Below are 22040 nucleotides of genomic sequence, written 5' to 3'. Positions count from 1 at the left end.
ATATGGACGCTACTGCTTTTGATGTAAAAGATCTAAAACAATTTGATGAACCTGCCAATCTATTAAAAGCTTTATCTCACCCTATTCGCTTATGTATCGTGCGTGGACTGATACGCAAACGTAAATGTAACGTTTCATATATGCAAGAATGTCTGGATATTCCACAATCGACGATTTCGCAACATTTACAGAAGCTTCGCAGTACAGGCATTGTCACAACAGAGCGGAGCGGACTAGAAGTGAACTATCTGCTTGCAGATCCACGAATTGAACAGATCGTCCATATTTTATTTGGAGAGGAAGATTGCGAGTCATGAGTCCAAAAAGTCAAAAAGTATTGATTGTTGGCGGTGTCGCTGGAGGAGCATCGGCTGCGGCACGTTTACGCCGACTTGACGAGCACGCCGAGATTATTATGTTTGAAAAAGGACCTCATATTTCTTTTGCGAACTGTGGTTTACCTTACTATATTGGGGGTTCTATTACTGATCGTGAACGTTTGCTTGTACAAACGCCAAAAGGAATGGCAGATCGCTTTCAAATCGATGTGCGGACACAAAGCGAAGTGGTTGCTATTCATCCACATACACGTACGATCCAGATCCAAAGTCTTGAAAAAGGATTATATGAGGAAAGTTATGATAAGTTGATTCTCTCACCGGGTGCTCGTCCTTTTATTCCAAATCTACCGGGCAATGATCATCCACTCCTTTATACGGTGCGCAATGTAACGGATATTGAGCGTATCAAAGAAAAAGTTACTGCTGAAGATACACAATCTGCTATTGTCGTCGGTGGAGGATTTATCGGTGTAGAAATGGCAGAGAACTTGCGCGAAGCAGGTCTAGATGTAACCATGATTGAAAGTAATGCACAGCTACTGGCTCCGTACGATCCTGAATTGGCAGTGTTACTGGCACAGGAAATGGAGCAACACGGTGTGAAGCTAATGTTCAAGCAACGGGTTATAGGCTTTCATTCCCATCAGTCAGGTATCGGGGTTGAACTTGAAAGTGGGCAAAATCAACATGCTGATCTAGTGATTCTTGCTATCGGAGTTACGCCAGATACTACCTTTTTACAAAGCAGCGGTATTGCTCTTGGAGCACGTGGACATATCCTTGTAAATGAAGCGCTTGAAAGTAGCTTGCCAGATATCTATGCTGTTGGAGATGCTATTGAGGTTAAAGACTATATTCATGGAAATCAGACAACGATTCCGCTCGCAGGCCCTGCCAATAAACAAGGTCGTATTGTTGCTGATCGGATTGCTGGATTGAATTCTACGTATAAAGGAACCATGGGCACATCGGTTATTAAAATATTTGAATTGACTGCTGCTTCTACGGGGAGTAACGAGAAAACGTTAAAACGTCTTGGGATAAACTATCACAGTGTTATTGTTCATCCTTCTTCCCATGCTTCTTACTATCCCGGTGCTAGTGCCATTACACTCAAGTTGCTATTTACGCCGGAAGGTACCATTTTGGGCGCTCAAGCGATCGGTTATGAAGGGGTAGACAAACGCATCGACGATATCGCTACAGCTATTCATTTCAGAGGGTCTATTCATGATCTGGCAGAACTTGAATTAAGTTATGCTCCGCCCTATTCTTCGGCTAAAGATCCGGTCAATATGGTTGGTTATGCAGCTGAAAATATAGTTTCTGGACGTGTACAGGTCTTTACCTATGATCAATTACCAGAACGTCGCCCTGATCAGACGATTCTGCTCGATGTACGTAGTGAACTGGAACATAATAATGGACATATTCCCGGCTCATTGTCTATTCCGGTCGATGAACTTCGTCAACGACTTAGCGAACTGGATATGTCTAAAGAAATCTGGGTGTACTGTCAGGTTGGACTACGTGGTTATACAGCTTCACAGATTTTGCGACAATATGGGTTCAATGTGAAGAACTTGAGTGGTGGTTATAAAACATACCGTATAGCTCAATTCCAGCCAACTCCTTTTTCATCCGAAAAATCAGACAACAATAATAGCCACAAGAAAGAAGACAATGTACAAACATGGACTGTAGACACAAATACATCGTCTAACAATGAACAGAAGTCTATCCAACCTATGCATATAGATGCTGAACTCGATGTACGTGGTCTGAGTTGTCCGGGACCTTTAATGCAAGTGAAAAAATCGATGGATCAATTGCCCGATGGACAGACATTGCGTATACAAGCTTCTGATCCCGGATTTTACGAAGATATCCAAGCATGGGCTACAATGTCTCGCTCGAGTCTACTCAAGTTAGAGCGTGGTAACAGTGGTGTGATTGAAGCTGTGGTCAGTAAAAATATAGTACAACCTAATCCTGAACTTGTAAATGCACATGCTTTAGAAGCCGATCCTGCGAGTACCATGGTTGTCTTTAGTGGTGATCTGGACAAAGCGATTGCTTCTTTGATTATTGCTAATGGTGCAGCTGCAAGTGGACGTAAAGTCACAATGTTCTTCACGTTCTGGGGATTGACTGTTATTCGTAAACAATCGCCACAACCGATATCCAAATCAATGATCGGTCGTATGTTCGATATGATGCTTCCTCGTAGTAGTCGTAAGCTACGTTTATCTCAAATGAACATGTTGGGTGCAGGTCCTAAAATGATTCGTGGTCTAATGAAGCATCATAATGTTCCTTCTCTAGAAGAACTGATACAGGGTGCTGTCGATCAAGGGGTAGAAATGGTCGCTTGCCAGATGTCGATGGATCTAATGGGCATTCACCGCGATGAGTTAATGGATCATGTTAAAAGTGTTGGCGTTGGTTACTATTTGGGAGAAGCTTCGCAAGCGAATCATAATCTTTTTATATAAATGGAATAAAATTGCAGTAAACGTAAAAAGGAGTGCTCATGGAGAGGCACTCCTTTTTTATTTAATCCTATGCTATAGATCAATCATAAATAAGCACATTTCATACAAAATGATGTTGTTATTCCGAATGCATTTGTAATGCTTCTTGCTCATAAGATTGAAAAGCATTTTCCAAGCCCATAATCACATCTTTTATTTTCATATATCCTTTGGTGTATGTCTCAGAATCTCGAATTTCTTCCCACATATAATGATACTGCTTGATATCTTCGGTCTCACAGACGACAAAATCGGTATACTCTTTCCCCGGTAAAGCTTCCGCATCAAAAAAACGTACTGTTGTGGATGAACGATACTTATTGATAATTTCTTGCAACCCTGCTGCATGTTCTCGGCGCTCTTCTCGTGGTAAGGCTAACCAAGAAGGATAAAACTCCAGTAAAACAATCATCATTTGTCGCATACTTCTTTCACCTCATCTAAGTAATAGTTGCTATATCCCCAGTCTAACGTGCAAGATTTCAAACTGCATTAACATAGGTTAATGATTCTCATGCAGGATTCGGCTAAGTGAAACAGGTGAGATGCCTAAGTAAGAAGCGATATGATATTGAGGTATCCTTTGCTCAAGTCCTGGATATTTTACTAAAAAAGCGTGATAGCGTTCTAACGCTGATAGATATAATAATTCTCGTTCACGTTCTTCTTTACGGATATAAAGTCGTTCTATAGCTGTTCTAACAAATCGTTCCCAATTATGGCTTCGATCCATAAGGTTTTGTAAAGTAGAATATGGAATCTCGATGACAATAGAATCTTCTATAGCCTGAATCGTATATTTCGAAGTTGATCCAGTGATCATAGCTCCATAAGAGGTTGCAAAATCATTTTCTAACGTAAAAGCAACATTGTATTCTCGTCCATCCGGTAATATGTAATACAAGCGAAACAATCCTTGTGTGCAAAAATAAGCATGCTGTACAGGTTCATCCGATTGAACAATTGTCACTCCACTAGGAATAGACCTCACACTTGTAGCATGAACAAACCATTCCCATTCTGTAGAAGATATTGAAGCTTGATCAGCCATAGCTTGTAGTGTTAAGTAATGTTGTTGCATCGTAATTTCCTCTTTCTTCAGTAAATGACATACCTTATATAGCATTATTGTAATCATATACATAAAAGAGCGCTATATTAGCGCTCCTAAATGAAGTACGGTATAGATCATTTGCCCATAATGCAGCCGTACATATAACTACGATACCGATTAACATGACTAGAATAACACGCTACTTTTTCAGCATATTCTGTCCTTCTCTGGTTGCATCATCAAGATCAAGCGCGTCTTTTGACAAAAAAATAATTTATTTCCATACCACAATGTCTTCTAACGATTGTCTTGTTTTGGAACGCTTTGGATCTTCTGTGCGATAACCAAAAGCAACAAGACAAGCAACCCCAAATTCATTTTTATCTATAATGCCTTCATCGTGAAATAAAGAAGTTACTTTTTCTCTATCAATTCCTTCAATTGGACAAGAATCAATACCAATATGAGCGGCGGCTGTCATCATGTTTGCCATTGCAATATAACTTTGTTTGCATGCCCACTCGTGAATCCATTGAGCATTATTTTCTAATTCAACTTCTGTGAACATTTTATACATGCTTGAAACAAATGTTACGACTTCTTCTGGCATTTGTTGAATATTGCTCATCATATGAGTGACATACTCAGAATCGAAAGTTAACTCACTTGCTCTTTTTGCTAAAATAAAAACCAAATGACTTGAAGTCGGTATCTGCCTTTGAGCACCACCTGCAATAGGTTTTAACTGGTCACGAAGTGCTTTCTCTTGCACTACAACAAATTTCCACGGTTCCAAACCAAAGGAACTTGGAGATAATCGTGCTGTTTCTAAAATGAACTGAAAATCATCATCTGAAATTTTTAAGTCAGTGTTAAAGTTTTTACATGCATGTCTAAATTGATAAGCACTTAAAAGTTCATTCTTTTTATCTTTGATCATATTCATAGGATTATTCCTCCGGAATTATATTTGTTGACATATCAACGTTGATGTATCAACAAATATATGATAAAAGCTCCTGAATAGCAAGAATTAATCTTTCTTTTTACAAAAAGATAAAAAAGTCGATCAGTATAGACCGACTTTTTATCCATATTTATCTGTATATTAGTATCTAATCGTATGCCTTACTTATTAGATATATCCTCTTATGCATTGTCTTTCATGTGCTTCACATTTTTATCTAACTGGTCTAATACTTTTTTGAGCGTATTAAATTCGGTCTCACTGATATTGGTTAATAGTTCACTTGCAAAATGCTCTTTCTCTGTTTGCGAAGTTTCAATAACTTCTTTACCATAGTCAGTTAATTGCACTAAAATAATACGATTATCTCCATCTTTGCGTCTTCGTGAGACTATCTTGTTATCTTCAAGCTGTCTCAAATGCCTCGCAACAGCTGCTTTATCAATCGTCACTTTTTTTTGTAAATCACTTTGGCTAATTTCAGTTTCCTGATATAGTAAGGCAAGTATTTCAAAGCGAGATTGGCTGATACTAATATAAGCATCGAATGTAGTATTGATGGCATTGTTTACACGATACATTTGGTATAACAACGCACTTTCTTCTGACCAATCTTTCCTCAAAACCATCCCATCTTTCATCATTATATTTGCTGACTACAGGTAGACAGTGTATTAGACAATATACAACTTAAATTCCTTTTTTACAAGTAAATCAGCACTTGATCGTTATGCTTATATATACGAAAAAAATGTAGAATACAGCTACATAATAACCCTTTAAAAGGTATGTAAATTCACTATAAACAGCTTGTTTACTTACTAATGCACTTCTCTATAGATAAAAACCTCTTTCTTTAGCTAAGAAAGAGGTTTTTTTTTAAAAGTACGTGTTCTATCTTTATAAAATATAGGTCTAGCTAGATCAGTATACAGATAACGTCCCATCGTAATTGATCACCTGTCCATTGTGATTCTCATCATCTAATACATAATTAACGATAATCTCAGCAGCTTGAGCAGTTGTTTTCACAAAATCTCCTGTCATATTGCCATTTAGATCCGTAGATACGGCTCCTGGCATAACAGCGAAAATTTCGACCGATATATTTTCTTTCTCAAAACTCATTCCCCATGATTTAGTCATCACATTCAAAGGAGCTTTTGCTGTCTGATAAGCAAAGGCATTAAAGAATGATAATGGCTCAATAGGAATACTGATATTTTGAATGGTACCTTTATTTGCAATTAACAAAGGTAATAATCCTTTAGAAAGTGCAAATGGGCCGATAAAATCCACTTGATGCGTAGTCACAAGTTCTTCCACTTCAAATTCCCAGCCCACTTTATGCATATCCCCTGAAATACCGGCATTGTTTACCAGCAGACTTAATTGTGGATAGTTATCATTAATCGTTGCGACAGCTTGATCAATACTTTGCAGATCAGCGACATCGATCAATAACAACTCTGCATCACCAAATGCTTTAAGCGTATGAACAGCTGTTTCTCCACGTTCCTGATCTCGTGCGCCAACCAGAACATGGTACCCTGCTTGTAATAAATGTTTGGCAATTTCAAATCCAATGCCTTTATTGGCTCCTGTCACTAATGCGGTTTTGTTCATGTTTATTCTCCTTTTTCACATCTCATGTGCATCAAAATAAAAACTGTTGATTAATCAACGATTGATGTATCAACAGTTTATAATATGTTTTATAGGATAGCAAGTACTTTTTATTTTATAATATAAAAAGAATAATTTAACAATTAAGGTATATTAATGAAAAAGAAATTATTATATAATTTATTTGTAATTCCAACATCTATGTATTAATAAATAAAGGGGGGAATTGAGTACATACTAACTCTATTTTACGTTTGAAAGGTTGTAACTACTTTGAACATGGCTTTATGATCTGACTTGCGTAATTCAACTACACTTATACTGGAGGTTTTATAATGAAAAAATTATCATCTGTATTATTATCTGCTACGTTATTCGCTTCTATTCTCCCGATGACATCGGTATCTGCGGCAGATATTGATCAATCTCAAGTGGTATCAAGTCCAGCAACAACAGGCGATCAAGCCCAATCGTTGCAATCTTCTTCTGCTCAAGCATCAGTGAACTATCATAGTATCCGTTTCTCTATCGACTTTATGGATACAATTATGGCAGGTGATAGCGAACCTCGTGGACGTTTTTTCCAAGCTGTTGAAGAAGCTATAGGAGCACCTGTTATTTTTTATGATTTTTGGAGTGAATTTATAGTAATCAAAGTCATGGATAAGCAGTTGTCTCCTGAAGAAGCAGAAGTAGTCAAAAATAAATTGAATAGCTTGAAATGGATCAACGAAACGTATGGTATTCCATTAGAGCAAGATATCATTACCGATATTCACTGGTTTGATCGCTGGTCTTAATTGGTAATATAACAAAAGCGTGGAAGCAGATAATTGTCTGCTCTTCCACGCTTTATTTTTTTCTGTTTTTTACTGGTTATTGATGACTTTGCTTGTAGATGCAGAATTTAAACCTTTATAGCATATCAGAGATAATAAGCTCACTATAAAAATAACGATTCCGAATGGCTGGGCAGAATATTCTCCAGAAAGTCCTACCAGTGGAGAAGTAAATGAACCTAATAAAAAAGGTAACACACCCAGTACAGCTGAAGCACTTCCAGCGATATGACCTTGCGATTCCATAGCCAAAGAGAATGACACAGGCCCTATCAATCCAATCGAAAAGCCAAACCAAAACAGAGCGATGACTAATCCGATCAACGATCCGTAAGATAACGTCATCACAAGAATAACGGCACTGGCTACAAAAGCAGACATCAATCCAATCGCAAAAATGCGCCGTTCCGCCATATGCCCTGCCAGATACTTTACCAATTGCGATCCTAACATAATCGCTACTCCATTTAGTGCAAATAGAATCGAAAATACCATAGGCGAAACTCCATAAATATTCTGATAAATAAACGGAGTTGCTGATACATAAGCAAATACTCCGGCAAACAAAATCCCATTCCCCAGTGCATAACTCATAAATAACCGATCACGAAATAATTCTTTATAATTTCCAATCACTTGTCCAAAATGACCAGCTACACGCTTTGAAGCAGGTAAAGTCTCGGTTATCCCCCATATCGTTAACAACGTAAGTGCAATACCCAACAGCCCCAAAACGATAAATATATGATTCCATGAAGTATATGCGATCACTCCACTGCCAGCGAGCGGTGATATAAGTGGAGCAACATTGCTAATCATCGTTAACAGTGAAATGAATTTAGTTAATTCTGATCCATTATAGAGATCCCGTACAATTGCACGAGAAATAACAAGCCCTGCCGAAGCTACAAACCCTTGAACAAATCGAATACCGATAAACAGTTCAATATTAGGCGCAAAAGCACAAGCGATTGAAAAAATAAAATAGAGAATCATCGAAATTAATAAAGGATAACGTCGTCCATAGATATCACTCAAAGGCCCCATCACCAACTGACCGATTCCCAAACCTAATAAACTAGCGGTTAATGTCGTTTGAATCATCGATGTATTGGTTTGAAAATAGCTCATAATTTCGGGTAGAGACGATAGATACATATCTACAGTAAATGGCCCCAATGCAGAAAATGAAGCTAACAACAATGCAAATCCAAATGTATTCTGTTTAGTAGTGACTTTCATTTTTTTCTCCTAGTGATACATAGATTGATTTTTGAAATGATATGAATATGCTTTAGCCGGCTAAGAATATTCTGTGTTCGTTCTCTGCTATTTATTGTAGCAACCTCAATATATATAGCAAATACTCATATCTTATACTATGATATGCTTATTAAGCATTTCTAATTATGTAAATATACAAAGGAGGAATAGGTATGGAGATCAGAGTGTTACGTTATTTTTTGGCTATTGCAAGAGAAGGAAGTATTACAGGGGCGGCGGCATCATTACATATGACACAACCTACGTTATCCAGACAATTGAAAGATTTGGAACAGCAATTAGGCAAAGCACTATTTGTGCGTAGTAGCCATCATGTGATTCTGACAGATGAAGGTATATTACTCCGAAAAAGAGCAGAAGAAATTATAGAAATGGTCGATAAACTAGAAGCTGAATTTCAATCTATGAAAGAAACAGTACGTGGTGATGTGTATATTGGTGGTGGAGAAACAGAAGCTATGAAGCAGATTGCACGAGGAGTTAAGCAATTACAGTTGAACTATCCTGATATCAAGTACCACCTCTATAGTGGAAATGCGGAAGATGTAACCCAACGATTAGATAAAGGATTACTTGATTTTGGCATTTTGATTCAACCGGTCAATATATCTAAATATAATTACATCCATATCCCTGCTACCGATGTCTGGGGCGTCGTTATGCGTAAAGATAGCCCGCTTGCTCAGAAAAAAACGATCCAACCAACCGATCTGATAGACTTACCGTTGATCTGCTCAAGGCAAGTCATCAAGCAATCGTTTACCCAAAATGAATTTGTAGATTGGTTTGGGGGTCTATTTGATACATTGAATATTGTGACTACGTATAATCTTGCTTACAATGCCGCCATTATGGTAGAAGAAGGCATTGGATACGCCTTAATGTTAGACAAGATTGTGAATACGTCTAGCGAGAGTCCACTTTGCTTCAAACCACTTGAACCCCGACTGGAAACGGGTTTAGTGATGGTTTGGAAAAAAGATCAGATCTTTTCAACAGCGGCAGATACATTTTTAAAAGAAATTCAGGCTAGCTATGGAAAGAATACTTAGGTTATGATTGCCCAACATTAATGATCTTTTTGATCCATGATGGCTCACTGGTTGCTGCTCGAACAAGACAGTCTGCGCAGTCTACAAAGGATAAAGGACGAAGTGGCGCAATACGTGTTAAGGGGCCTGCTGTATATGTTATAGAGTTAGCGGTATGACTCAGTACAGAAGGACGTACAATTACCCAATCCAGCTCACTTTCGATTACTGCATGCTCAGCGATCGTTTTGTCTTTGATTGCTTTTGAGAAAATAAATCGCATAGTACGCACTGCACTCTGATTTACAGCCGAAAGTTCTTTTCCATTACTCAAATTAATCCCGCTTTGCATCACTAGACGTTGAACCCCTGCCTGCTGACAAGCAGATAAAATATTCGGTATCCCTTCTGACATCACAGTACCCGGTGAAAAATTGGCTGCAAGAACATTCAAGAACCCTTTGGACAGCGGATGACGTGATGAGAAGTTGGTCGTTGGGCCGATGCAACTGATCACTACGTCTGCACCTATCATAGCTTGGATCATACTAGATGTATTGTACACATCTCCCTGATAAACATGGAGTTGCTCGGTAGGTGCAATTACTTCTGGTCGACGAGCGACAGCGGTAACTTCATGATCTAATTCAAGTAAACGCTCTACCACTTTCTTACCTGTGGCTCCTGTCGCTCCAATAACGGTAACTTTCATTTCTATATTCCTCCTTAGGTGATTACATGAATACATTCGGTTCAAAAATGCACACTCGTGCATTAAGGAACAACTATGTATAATAGTAAAGAGAACTACAGCATTTACAATGATTAAAAATATAATTTCCGTGTATTAGTTCACATTCTTTTTAGAACTGTGCATTAAGATAAAGAAAGATGGTGCTTCAGATATGATACAGATCGATCGAAGAGTACGAAAATCGCAAAAAGCTATCAAATCAGCTATTATCGACCTCATGATTGCCAAAAAGTTTGACCAGATTACGATACAAGATATTGCGGATCAAGCAGATGTTAGCCGAAGAACAATTTATTTGCATTATACTGACAAATTCGATTTGTTAGATAAGCTGATTCAAGAACATATTGAAGAGATGCAAGAAATTTGCAATACAGAAGACATGAATGCTACTTATATGGAGTCAGCATTATTATGGTTCGAATACTTTGAAAGTCAGTATTCATTCTTCTCTGCCATGCTAGCTAGTAAAGGAAGTTCTTTTTTTCGTACTCGATTCTTAGATTTTTTTCTTCAAGAATTAGAACAAGGCATAATAGAAGAAGGAGGGCGAAAATTAACAGAAGGCGATTATGTAGATATTCAGTTTTTAGGAGCGGCTATTCTAGGTGTAGTGGAATGGTGGCTCAAGAATAAGAAACCTCACCCTCCCTCTTTTATGGCTGAACGATTGGGATTATTACTTGAGCATCATTTTGAATTATATGTATATCCATCTCCCAGTTTATAAAAAGTTTATATTTAATTTAACTCCTGTACAGAAATAGTTTGCTTTTGTTTATGTGTAATTTAACTTTATCCTCTAAGATCAATCTATAATTCAACCTTTATACGGATGATGAAGATCAGGAGGAACAAGATATGAAGAAATACCCTGCATATTTAGTAGTACTCGCAGGCATGGTTGCACTAAGCCAGACGATCAATAACCCTGTACTTGCAGCTCCCACGCACCTTTCAACTACTCAGAGCACCACTTCTACGAGCGCTTCGTTAAAAGCCCTTTCTTCCATCTCGCTTCAATCTGGAGTGAGTGTGAAAGTAACAGATATCCAATTAGCTAGTAAAAATACAGGTAACATTCTAACCTACACACTGAGCTATACTAACCAAACATCCAGTCCATACAAATTAATGAATAGCTTTTCTAGAGTGAAAACAACACATACTTCTCCCGTCAAAGGAATACCGATTCCCGATCAGAAAGATCAAGTGACGATTTCACCAAAGTCTACTCAAGCGATCACATACTATGTAGATATGAAAAAAGACAATACTTTAGCCAGCAGTCAGATCATTATGTATGGTTGGGATTTCAATAGTTCCAATTATGAGAAAAAGCTAGGTACATTTACGATCCCTTCGACATATTCGCCTGCGATAGCTCAAGGAAAAAGCAAAAAAGTAACGATCGGTAATTTACTACTTAATCTCAAGCCACAACAGTTACAAATCGTCCGTTTTAATAATAAGTTATATGCTCGTCTAGCTTTACAAGTAACCAATCTAAGTACAGAAGGATTAGATCGTCCTCCGTACCATACGTATTTACAATCGTCTAATCGCTCTAATTTTGAAATGCAGTTAGATTACGCTAGCCGTGATATCTCGATTCAACCTGGTGATACCAAAAGTGTCGGTTATATCGTTGCTATCCCTGCTTATCTCAACACAACCAATATGTCGCTACAGATCACTAGCAATACCGCTCAAACGGATACCAAAAGTGAAACTTCAACTACCAGTACGACAACGGATATCGAACTACCTATTGTAGCGTTTAAGCTACCTAAAGTAAGCCCTTCGAGTCTAACTGTTCCTGCATCCGCATCTCGAAAAATAACTGTCGATGGTATCACGATTGAGACGCAGTTGAAAAAAGCGACGATTTCTACAAGCGGAGATAAAGCGGTATGGACGATGCAATTTAGAGTCAAAAATATAGGCAATCAAGCTGTCCTTTTACCTACTTATGAAGCATCGATAAAAACAATTGAAGGATATACCTTCCCAATTAATACCAAAGCATTAACCAATCTAGCACTCAAACCGTTACAAGAAAAGCAAATTCAACTATCTGCTGAAATTCCAGCGCAATTAAAACAGCAACAACTACTTTTGCAGTTGTTAGAATCGTCAGCCCCCACTCCGAGCAATACGACGACTAATACGCAGGTATCTGATCGTACCCAAGAATCAAGTCCGATTATTTTACCGACTGCTTTTTATATGATTCCTTACAGTCAGGAGCAGAATCAATCGGCTCAAACAGAATATACTTTTGATAATAATGTGGGTAGCTTTGGTGTGACTCTGGAATCGTTCCAACGTATGCCATGGGCAGCTGAAGATATCGTAGTAGCCAAAATTCGTCTACGTAATGCAGGTACTTCTTCGGTTACATTACCTACTCTGGGCGGATCGATCAAAGCACAAAATAATCGAATCAGTAGCCCTGTGCAGATCATTGCGGAACAAGCAGATAACTCACTAGATGCAGGACAAAGCAAAGTTTACTATCTGGTTAGTCATTTCAGTGCGGATCTGGATCTATCGCAACTAAAAATTGAACTTTATCCTACGGTAGATACTGCCAACAATGATACAAACAGTACTACAGCCAATACAACGAATCCGAATACTAATTCACTGGATAGCGATAATCCATTTTTATCTCTTCAAGTCGGTCAGATTAATTCTAATATTGCCAAAATAGCTCCCGGTGCTTCTTTCCATATCCAGACTACAGGTAAAAAAGCAGAAATCAAAGAGCGACGTACGATGATGTATGAAGGCACAAGTCAAAAGATCGCTTATACCGAACTTGAAATGAAGAGTGAAGAAAAGCGTACTTCGACCCCTGCTCGTCTCGTTGCTTATTACAAAACACCAAATAATGAATATTATGAAGCAACAGTGAATCAATCCGATAAATCGGTCGGACCGGATGGTAAAAACTTGATTACTGTATGGAGCAAATTACCGACTTCAATCAATACCTCTGGACTCACACTATATCTAGGTGAAGCGATTAATGATGGCAAACTGTCTACTGCAACGACAACACCGACAGGATATATCAATGCAGTTGAACTGGGGCTTAACAAACAGACTCCACCGGTTGTGGCTAGTGTAAGTAGTGAGATGGAGTTGTTCCCGTACCGCTTTGCGATTACAGGTGCAACAGGTTCATTAGCAGAAGGTCAGGAAAGTATCGCTTTGAATATGACCTATAACTTTAGCAAAGACAACACCTACAATATGGGTACGTACGGGCATAATCTGATTATTCAGTGGGTTGATCCGTCCGGTCAAATGCAAGAGAAAACGATGGTACCCGGAACCGATTTAACTCTAGGCAAATCAGTCCCTTATTCCACTACACTCAATAGCAATGTATACAAAACAATGAAAGGTGGTCGCTTCTTAATCAATGTGTATGATGAATTTGAAGGAGAGCGCATCCTTCTCGGTACACAGAGCTACAGAATCGATTACACAGCAAATATCGTAAATACACAGCCATCATCACCTGTCGATAATCCAACAACCAATCCAAGTGTACCTCCGACAACGAGTCCACCGGATTCATCAGATCCAAGTCCTAGCACCAAACCAAATCACTCTACAGATCCATCTGCTAAATAACGGAGGAACCTATGAATAGTAAAAAACGAATTTGGATTACACTAGCTATTATTATTGTTTTAGCCGCTTCGGCGGTTACTGGTTATGTTCTCTGGCCGAAGTCGCAAGAAGAAATAGTCGTTGAACCCACTCCTTCTATTCCTGTACAAAAAGGAGAAATTACCGTATTGATCAAAGGTGCTGGGTCAATTAAACCAACAAGTCAGACTGTCGTCTATGCGGATCATGAAGGTAATATTAATCAGGTTAATGCTAAGATCAATACCCGTGTTCAAAAAGGGCAAGTCTTATTCACGTATAAAAACAAAGATAATGCTAAAGATATCACCCAACAGACCAATACACTCAAGCAACAACAAAGCGATCTACAAGATAAGCAAGAACAGTACAAACAGCTTGTTATGAACAACGCTACACCTACAGAACTTGATAGTGCTCGTCTAGGTATTGAAAAAGGAAAAGACGATATCACAGTCACAGAGACCGAAATTGCACGTTTGCAAAAAGATCAAGCCGCTCCTGCTCCATTACTGTCTCCAATCAGTGGCACGATTACCAAAATGAGCGTTTCTCCAGGTGGGGCTGTAAGTAGTGGCGCAGAAGCATTTACGATTATTGATTATCAAGATTTGAGCGCTACGATTCAGGTTGACGAATTAGACGTTCTCAAAATTCATCAAGGATTAAAAGCTACCCTTCAGCTCGATGCTATTCCTGATCAAACGTATCATGGCAAAGTATCTATGATTGCGAATGAAGGTGCGATCAAAAATGGTGTTTCTACTTTTGGTGTAACTATCCATCTTGATCAACCAGGTGAGATTAAAGCAGGAATGTCAGCTCAAGCTACGATTTTGGTAGAACAGAAAAAAAATATTCTTGTGTTGCCTATTGAGTCGGTGATTCAGCAAGGGAATCAATATGTGGTTCAAAAAGCTAGAGTATCGGCTGGAACGCAAAATGCACAACCAGATACCACTACCGAGCAGAAAGTAAGTATCGGTATTCACGATGATAGTCAAATTGAAATTAAAAGTGGTCTAAAAGAAGGAGATCTGGTCGTTATTCCATCCAGTGATATGAGTGGACTGAGTACATCTTCATCAGCAAGTACGATGTCTAATATGGGTGGATCAGATGATAGCAGTTCTACCCCAACTTCAGATAGTAGTTCGACCGATAGTTCTTCTACAGATAGCAGTAGCAACACGTCAACAGATAGTAGCAATACAACGACTGATAATAGTAGCGATAGTTCTTCTACAGGCGGTGGCACACCATGAGTCAGGAGCCACTGATACAGATCAATCATATGAATCATGGCTATATGATGGCAGGACAACGAATGCCTATTTTACAAGATATCTCGATGACAGTGAATCACGGTGAATTTGTAGCGATTATCGGCCCTTCCGGATCAGGGAAATCAACATTAATGAATATGATCGGATGCCTTGATCTGCCCAACAGCGGAGAATATATACTCGATGGGCAAAATGTACGCAAAACATCGGATAATCGCCTTGCCAAAATTCGTAACGAGAAAATCGGGTTTATTTTTCAAAGTTTTAACCTGTTGCCCAAGTTATCGGCAATCGAAAATGTAGAACTCCCTCTGATCTATCGTGGATTGTCTTATCGTGAACGTAAAAAAAGAGCAAGTCAGGCATTAGAGCAAGTTGGATTGCATGAACGGATGTATCATCGCCCGAATCAGTTATCGGGTGGTCAGCAACAGCGTGTAGCGATTGCTCGTGCTCTTGCCGGCGATCCTCCTTTGCTACTGGCAGATGAACCGACAGGTGCACTCGATACCCATACAGGTAAAGAAGTGATGCAAATGATTAAAACACTGAATCAACAAGGTCATACGATTATTCTGATTACCCATGATCTAGATATTGCCGATCAAGCCAAGCGAGTGATTCGTATTCAAAATGGGGTGTTGACTGAAGATCGGAGGAATCCTGAATGATCTTTTTTCAAAGTGTACGTATGGCTTTGCTCAGTGTGATTAGTAATAAAATACGTTCTTTTTTGACCATGTTAGGTATTATTATTGGAGTATCCTCCGTTATTCTGGTCGTGTCTGTGGGGATGAGCTTTAATGGTCAGATTAGTGACCAATTTGGCGATATGGGAACCAATTTACTTTCGGTGAATGTTATGGGGCGAGGAGTTACCAGTTCGCTTACGTATGATGAAGTGATTGCCTACAACAAGATCAAAGGGGTATCCGGTGTCTCTCCTACCCTTTCAGGTAATGTCACTGCCAAGCACCGTAACAACAATGTCGATGTATCCTTAGAAGGTGTTATCCCTGCCTATGAGCATGTGAAAGATTTCCATGTACAATCGGGACGATTCGTTCTGAATATCGATAGTCAATATCGGCAAAAAGTAGCTGTGCTTGGTTCTTCTACAGCAACAACTCTATTTGGCAGTGAGAATCCAGTCGGTCAGGATATACGTCTTAATGGAGAAACATTCAAAATTGTGGGCTTGTTACAAAGTAAAGGCACTAGCTTGATGGGTTCTAATGATGAGAAGATTCTGATCCCGCTGGCTACAGCAGAACGCTTTTTGCAGACCAAAGGTATTCAAACGTTTGAAGTCAAAACGGTGACTGAACAAGATATTCCTACGGTCAAAGCCATGCTTGCTAACAGCCTTGAACAAAAATTCAAAGATTCTTCTGCTTACGATATATTTGATGCTCAAGAAATGATCAAATCGATGGAAAAAACCAATGCGTTAATGTCAGCATCTTTAGCAGGAATTGCCGGTATTTCACTGATTGTGGGTGGAATTGGGATTATGAATATTATGATCGTATCGGTAAATGAACGTACTCGTGAGATTGGTATTCGTAAAGCGATCGGGGCGAAAAAGAGTAATATTCTGATCCAATTTATGATCGAATCGATATTTTTAAGTACTCTTGGCGGATTACTGGGTATCGGTGTAGGGCTTGGATTGGTATGGATTGCTGGCAAGTTCACTCCATTCCCAATTCAATATGCGTGGAATATGGTGACGATTTCTTTTGTATTTTCATTTGTGATCGGTGTACTGTTCGGGATTATTCCTGCCAATAAAGCTGCACGATTACGACCTATTTATGCGCTACGTACCGATTAAATGCTACAATACATCCGTAATCACTTATACACATTAAAAGGAGTACGTGGTATGACTATTAAGCAACGCCTGATCATTTCTAATATTTTGATGATTGTCATACCTGTACTTATTTCGGCTATTATTATCGGAGCAGGACAATATCTATCGTACCAGTATTGGAAAAATCAATATAACAGTGAAAGCTCGATTTATGATGTGCCTGAAAAAATCACTTCTGTGGCTACCGAGCTTATTCAAAATCCTCAGAAACAAAAAACAGCTGAGAAAAAGCAATTAGAAGACTATTTACAAAAGCATTCTATGCGATTGACGGTACACGATTACAATTCTCGCACGTTATTATTAAATATGGGCAAGCTTGATATCGATCCTAATAATAAAATGATAAACGCGATCTGGTCTTTGAGTGGAGAAGGCAGTATCTATCTTTCCGAAGAAGATGTGTATAGCAAAAAAGTCGCTATTAATAATCAAACGTATGTTATTTCGACATTCGATTCTTTTCACGAAAATGGAAACAGTGATGATGGGTATTATAGTCAGTACCAGATGTTAATCACACTTTTTATGATTTTATTTGGTATAGGCATTATCGTCACGATCTTTTTTACCAATCGCTTTCTCACCTATTTTGTATTCAAACGAATCAGTCAACCACTGGATACACTGGTTGTAGGTGTGCAACAGATCAGAGATGGTAATCTGGATACACGTATCCAATATGAGAGTAAAGATGAATTTGCAGCGATATGTCATGATTTCAACGATATGGCATTACAATTAAAACAGTCGATGCAGTTAATTCAGCGTCAAGAAGAAAGTCGTAAAGAACTATTAGCAAGTATTTCCCATGACCTGCGCTCTCCACTGACTTCGATTCGTGCCTATTCGGAAGGTTTGCTAGATGGCGTTGCTAATACACCTGAAGCGCAACATAAGTACATTACGATGATTCAGACCAAAGCAAGAGATATCGACCGAATGGTTGCCAAAATCTTTCTATTTTCCAAAATGGATCTGGGTAATTATCCGTATGATCCTGAGCTATTAGATGTGAATTATGAGTTGGAATCGCTAGTCAAAGCCACAGCCGAAGAATATCGGAGTAAAGGCTTGTATATCACCACTTCCTTTTCAGATCAGAAAGCTGTTATTTTTGCAGATCAATTGCAATTAGATAGTATATTTACGAATATTGTAGAAAATAGTTTAAACTATAAGCATAAAGAACGTGGATGGGTGCATATTCAGACTCGTGTTGATCATGATCAGATCACGATCAGTATCAGTGATGATGGACCCGGTGTCCCTGAACAATCTCTACCCCAATTATTTGATTTATTTTATCGAAGTGATCCTTCACGTAATAATCCTAACAGAGGTAGCGGATTAGGGCTTGCGATTACATCCAAAGCAGTCGAACGTATGGGTGGCACGATCAAGGCTATGCATGCATCATCAGGTGGACTACAGATTATTATCGAGCTGCCATTGATTAAGCAGGAGGATATACGATGAGAAAAATACTCATTATAGAAGATGACGAAGCGATTGCATCGATAGAACGGGATTATCTTGAAATTAATCATTTTGCAGTCGAAATTGCAGACAATGGAATCACCGGTGCAGAACAAGCATTATCCGGACAATACGATCTGATTCTACTTGATCTGATGTTACCCGGTGAAGATGGATTTTCCGTATGTCGTAGATTACGCGAAAAGCTAGATATTCCGATTCTTATGGTGACCGCCAAGCAGGAAGATATAGATAAGATTCGAGGATTAGGTCTGGGGGCAGATGATTATATTGTCAAACCATTCTCCCCTAATGAGCTAGTGGCACGAGTGAAATCTAATCTGGCTCAGTATGATCGTATCAAAGGAAAAAACGATTCCCCTCGAAGTAGTCATATTGAAATCGGTTCGTTTGTGATTAATACTCAAGCTCACCGTGCTTATCTGGATGGTAAAGAACTAGAGTTGAAGAAAAAAGAGTTCGACCTGCTCTACTTTTTGATTATGAATGCCAATAATGTATTTAGTAAAGATACATTGTATGAGCGTATCTGGGGATTCGAATCCATTGGTGATAATGCTACAGTAGCTGTCCATATTAATCGATTACGTGAAAAAACAGAAGAAGATCCAAGTAACCCTCGCTATATCCAGACGGTATGGGGTGTAGGTTATCGCTTTCAACCTTAACTACGAATATCTAAATCATAGTGAACAAAAAAAGAAGGACTAATCATCAAGGATTAGCCCTTCTTTTTCTATGAGTAAAATGAACTTAAAGATATTGACGTTCGCCTGTTTGTGCCGACTTTCGTATCGCATCAATCAACTGATGAACTTTGACTGCATCTGCAAAATTTGGTGTTAATGATGTTCCTTCTTGAATATCTTGAGCAAATTTATGATAGACCTGAGCAATATTGAGAACATAACCCGGATCATTTTTGAGAGACTCAGGTACAGAGTAATATGAATCTGGAATCGTTAATTCTTGAAGCTCTGCATCTCCTACTCCTGCGCCTAGCAATTGATGTGATCCAAATTGAATCGTCATTGGTGCTGTTAGAACAATACTTCCTTGATCTCCAAAGATCTCAAGTGTAACGCCTTTAGGATGTTTGACTCCGCCTTGAATATGGATACTAGCAGCAGCACCATTAGTCAATTTTCCTGTAACTAGAATTTGATCATCTGTTGTTTTTTCGATGACTTTCTGGATATCTTCTAATTGCACTTCAGCAAATTGTTGTGCTGTTGTCGCTGAAAGTTCTGCAAAATCGCCGAGCATATACGTAAATGCATCGATATTATGTCCACCTACTATAGTCAGCAAGTTACCGCCAGATGTGCGATCAAACAAGTAAGCTGTAGATTTATCAGCTTTAGCACCCATACCTTGCATCGACACTCTTAATTGCGCAGACAATACTTTTCCTACATATCCTTCCGCAATAAGGTCTTTCACATAGTTGATAGCAGGAGCTTGTCGCGCTTGTAAACCGATTGCTGTTGGAATATGATGTGTTGCTACCCATTCTTGCATTTCAATAGCTTCTTCTGTCGTAGATCCCAATGGCCATTCGCTATAAATCGGCTTACCTGTAGGAATAATAGTTTTGACTGCATCATAATGCTCTTTGACATTGATACTAACAACTACCATATCTACATCATCATGTTGAGCCAGTTCTTCGATTTGATCAAAACCATGAGTGGCTTCAAAAGCCTCTGCACTTTTTTGAGCACTTTCTTTATTACTTGTTCCTACTGCTGTTAGCTCATACTCCTCAAGATGCTGAAGAGCTGGAATATGTGTACCACTTGCCCATCCGTTATTAATAGACCCACCGATAATACCTACTTTTGTTTTTTTAGTCATGTTTATAATCTCCTTTTTGTACTCCATATTGATAAGGAACTTTCATATTTTCACGCAAGGTATTTCCTTCGTATTCTTTATGAAATACACCACGTTCTTGTAAAATAGGAACGACTAGATGAACAAAATCAGCCACTCCATCAAACGATGCATCCGGTACAATCGAAAATCCATCGCATGCCCCAGCAAGAAACCATTCTTCTAAAAAGTCAGCCACTTGCACAGGTGTACCTGCCACTACAGGATGATAATTGATTACTCCATGAGCGAGCACATCCCGAATAGATAAGCCTTGTTGTAGCAATTGTAACGCTTTGGGTGCACGAGGGTCCATCGGGCTTGCATAAGCATATTGAAGTTGCTCGGTTGTTAACGGTTGATCGATATCTACCGAATGTATAGATAACGGTACATTAATCATAGAACCGAGATAACTAACTCTACCTGGAATCTCTTCAGGATTGAAATCCATAAGTTGTTTGCGACGCATGAGTGCTTCTTCTTCTGTAGCTCCTAATGAAAACATAAACCCTGCAAACATTTTAATATCATCAGGATCACGACCGAATTGGATAGCACTTTGCCGAATAGCTTCTCTGTGTTCTTTTGCAGATTGAATATCGTAAGGATTAGCATAGACCCCGGAAGCGAATCTCCCTGCTAACTCTAACCCTTCCTGACCTCCTCCTGCTTGAAAAATAACAGGCTGTCCTTGCTCAGATGGTGGAATAGGCAGTGGCCCACGAGTCGCATAGTGTTGACCTTGAAGATGAACCGGTTGGATTTTGTCCATATCTGCAAATTGCCCTGTCTCTACATCCAATGTCCAGGCATCCTTTTGCCAACTTCCCCATAAAGCTTGAACTATTTCTATAGATTCATGCGCTTTTTCGTATCTTTCTTGACGATTAATAGGCTTGCTTCCAAAGTTAGCGGCTACATTAGGATCGGATGTGGTCACAGCATTCCAGCCTACTCGTCCATGACTGATCACATCTAATGCTTTGAATTGACGTGCTAGATTGTACGGGTAATTAAAAGTTGTAGATAGTGTAGCAACAAGCCCAATGTACTTGGTTTCTCTAGCGACAGCCATCAAAGCCAGCATCGGGTCCATCGGAAACATAGGTGTCTTATGACTCAAGCTACTTGTTAATGCTGGTGTGTCTGCGATAAAGATCATTTGGAACTTACCTTGCTCGGCTAACTTCGCACGTTCTACATAACTATCTATATTTGTATAGGCAGCTGGATCGGCACCGGGCATTCTCCAAGCATTGAATTCAGCGCCATACCCTGAAACCATTTGTAAAGATAACTGCATTTCCTTTTTCTGTTCCATATTTATCTTTCCTTTACTTAGCAAGCTAACTATATTTTGAAATAAAATGATACATTTGCAATGATTTAAGGAAGAACAAC

The 22040-nt window shown here is 38.9% G+C and carries 20 protein-coding genes; 11 read left to right on the top strand and 9 right to left on the bottom strand.

Annotated features, from left to right (window positions below; genetic code table 11):
- Positions 1 to 2: 2 nt before the first annotated feature.
- Together PO903_RS16380 and PO903_RS16375 are read left to right on the top strand one after the other, a co-directional pair.
- Positions 3 to 317 carry an ArsR/SmtB family transcription factor gene (locus PO903_RS16380; protein ID WP_273593977.1) on the top strand — a complete coding sequence of 105 codons (315 nt, stop codon included), beginning with the start codon at positions 3 to 5 and terminating at the stop codon, positions 315 to 317.
- Entirely contained in the window at positions 314 to 2836 is a 2523-nt protein-coding gene (locus PO903_RS16375; protein ID WP_273593976.1) for an FAD-dependent oxidoreductase, read from the top strand. Before PO903_RS16380 ends, PO903_RS16375 begins: the two co-directional genes overlap by 4 nt.
- Before the next feature lie 118 nt (positions 2837 to 2954).
- Here the strand turns inward: PO903_RS16375 and PO903_RS16370 are convergent, their stop codons facing one another.
- The 5 genes from PO903_RS16370 to PO903_RS16350 all read right to left on the bottom strand — a co-directional run bounded on the left by PO903_RS16370 (position 2955) and on the right by PO903_RS16350 (position 6522).
- Entirely contained in the window at positions 2955 to 3299 is a 345-nt protein-coding gene (locus PO903_RS16370) for a darcynin family protein (RefSeq protein WP_137224308.1), read from the bottom strand.
- Positions 3300 to 3377: 78 nt separating this feature from the next.
- Entirely contained in the window at positions 3378 to 3956 is a 579-nt protein-coding gene (locus PO903_RS16365; protein WP_502921649.1) for a Crp/Fnr family transcriptional regulator, read from the bottom strand.
- 247 nt (positions 3957 to 4203) lie between these two features.
- Positions 4204 to 4875, bottom strand: a complete 672-nt coding sequence (locus PO903_RS16360; RefSeq protein WP_206665607.1) for an NAD(P)H-dependent oxidoreductase — start codon at positions 4873 to 4875, stop codon at positions 4204 to 4206.
- 203 nt (positions 4876 to 5078) lie between these two features.
- Complete coding sequence (locus tag PO903_RS16355; RefSeq protein ID WP_137224302.1) at positions 5079 to 5525, bottom strand: MarR family winged helix-turn-helix transcriptional regulator; 447 nt, start codon at positions 5523 to 5525, stop codon at positions 5079 to 5081.
- A 295-nt stretch (positions 5526 to 5820) separates the two neighbouring features.
- Positions 5821 to 6522 (bottom strand): SDR family NAD(P)-dependent oxidoreductase, encoded by a 702-nt coding sequence (locus tag PO903_RS16350; RefSeq protein ID WP_273593975.1) that lies wholly within the window; start codon positions 6520 to 6522, stop codon positions 5821 to 5823.
- A 335-nt stretch (positions 6523 to 6857) separates the two neighbouring features.
- On the opposite strand from PO903_RS16350, the gene PO903_RS16345 reads away from it, so the two are divergent.
- On the top strand, positions 6858 to 7322 hold the full coding sequence (locus PO903_RS16345) for a hypothetical protein (RefSeq protein WP_273593974.1): 465 nt from the start codon (positions 6858 to 6860) through the stop codon (positions 7320 to 7322).
- Between the two features lie 69 nt (positions 7323 to 7391).
- Here PO903_RS16345 and PO903_RS16340 read toward each other — a convergent pair whose 3' ends face one another.
- On the bottom strand, positions 7392 to 8603 hold the full coding sequence (locus PO903_RS16340) for a multidrug effflux MFS transporter (RefSeq protein WP_273593973.1): 1212 nt from the start codon (positions 8601 to 8603) through the stop codon (positions 7392 to 7394).
- A gap of 194 nt (positions 8604 to 8797) precedes the next feature.
- Here PO903_RS16340 and PO903_RS16335 point away from each other — a divergent pair, with 194 nt between their 5' ends.
- Positions 8798 to 9697: a LysR family transcriptional regulator gene (locus PO903_RS16335; protein WP_273593972.1), complete on the top strand. Its 900-nt coding sequence runs from the start codon at positions 8798 to 8800 to the stop codon at positions 9695 to 9697.
- 1 nt (position 9698) lies between these two features.
- On the opposite strand, the gene PO903_RS16330 is transcribed toward PO903_RS16335, so the two are convergent.
- Positions 9699 to 10388, bottom strand: coding sequence for an NAD(P)-dependent oxidoreductase (locus PO903_RS16330; protein WP_273593971.1), 690 nt, complete (start codon positions 10386 to 10388; stop codon positions 9699 to 9701).
- Between the two features lie 193 nt (positions 10389 to 10581).
- On the opposite strand from PO903_RS16330, the gene PO903_RS16325 reads away from it, so the two are divergent.
- From PO903_RS16325 to PO903_RS16295, 7 genes are all read left to right on the top strand, one after another.
- On the top strand, positions 10582 to 11160 hold the full coding sequence (locus PO903_RS16325; protein WP_273593970.1) for a TetR/AcrR family transcriptional regulator: 579 nt from the start codon (positions 10582 to 10584) through the stop codon (positions 11158 to 11160).
- Positions 11161 to 11291: 131 nt separating this feature from the next.
- Positions 11292 to 14078, top strand: coding sequence for a hypothetical protein (locus PO903_RS16320; RefSeq protein WP_273593969.1), 2787 nt, complete (start codon positions 11292 to 11294; stop codon positions 14076 to 14078).
- 11 nt (positions 14079 to 14089) lie between these two features.
- Entirely contained in the window at positions 14090 to 15361 is a 1272-nt protein-coding gene (locus PO903_RS16315) for an efflux RND transporter periplasmic adaptor subunit (RefSeq protein WP_069327576.1), read from the top strand.
- Positions 15358 to 16053 carry an ABC transporter ATP-binding protein gene (locus PO903_RS16310; protein ID WP_137224280.1) on the top strand — a complete coding sequence of 232 codons (696 nt, stop codon included), beginning with the start codon at positions 15358 to 15360 and terminating at the stop codon, positions 16051 to 16053. Before PO903_RS16315 ends, PO903_RS16310 begins: the two co-directional genes overlap by 4 nt.
- Positions 16050 to 17219, top strand: coding sequence for an ABC transporter permease (locus PO903_RS16305; protein WP_273593968.1), 1170 nt, complete (start codon positions 16050 to 16052; stop codon positions 17217 to 17219). The genes PO903_RS16310 and PO903_RS16305 overlap by 4 nt, the downstream gene beginning before the upstream one ends.
- Positions 17220 to 17270: 51 nt before the next feature.
- Complete coding sequence (locus PO903_RS16300) at positions 17271 to 18740, top strand: sensor histidine kinase (protein WP_273593967.1); 1470 nt, start codon at positions 17271 to 17273, stop codon at positions 18738 to 18740.
- The gene (locus PO903_RS16295) at positions 18737 to 19429 is read left to right on the top strand and encodes a response regulator transcription factor (RefSeq protein WP_273593966.1); all 693 of its coding nucleotides are present in this window, start codon (positions 18737 to 18739) and stop codon (positions 19427 to 19429) included. The genes PO903_RS16300 and PO903_RS16295 overlap by 4 nt, the downstream gene beginning before the upstream one ends.
- Positions 19430 to 19514: 85 nt before the next feature.
- Here PO903_RS16295 and PO903_RS16290 read toward each other — a convergent pair whose 3' ends face one another.
- Both PO903_RS16290 and PO903_RS16285 read right to left on the bottom strand, forming a co-directional pair.
- Positions 19515 to 20618, bottom strand: a complete 1104-nt coding sequence (locus tag PO903_RS16290) for a Gfo/Idh/MocA family protein (RefSeq protein WP_273593965.1) — start codon at positions 20616 to 20618, stop codon at positions 19515 to 19517.
- Positions 20611 to 21960 (bottom strand): NtaA/DmoA family FMN-dependent monooxygenase, encoded by a 1350-nt coding sequence (locus tag PO903_RS16285; RefSeq protein WP_273593964.1) that lies wholly within the window; start codon positions 21958 to 21960, stop codon positions 20611 to 20613. The genes PO903_RS16290 and PO903_RS16285 overlap by 8 nt, the downstream gene beginning before the upstream one ends.
- Positions 21961 to 22040 lie beyond the last annotated feature (80 nt).

It is taken from the genome of Paenibacillus sp. PK4536, from assembly GCF_028594455.2.
GTDB lineage: Bacteria > Bacillota > Bacilli > Paenibacillales > Paenibacillaceae > Saccharibacillus > Saccharibacillus nuruki.
Note: the sequence above shows the minus strand (reverse complement) of the source record. Positions and strands in the feature narration are given on the sequence as shown.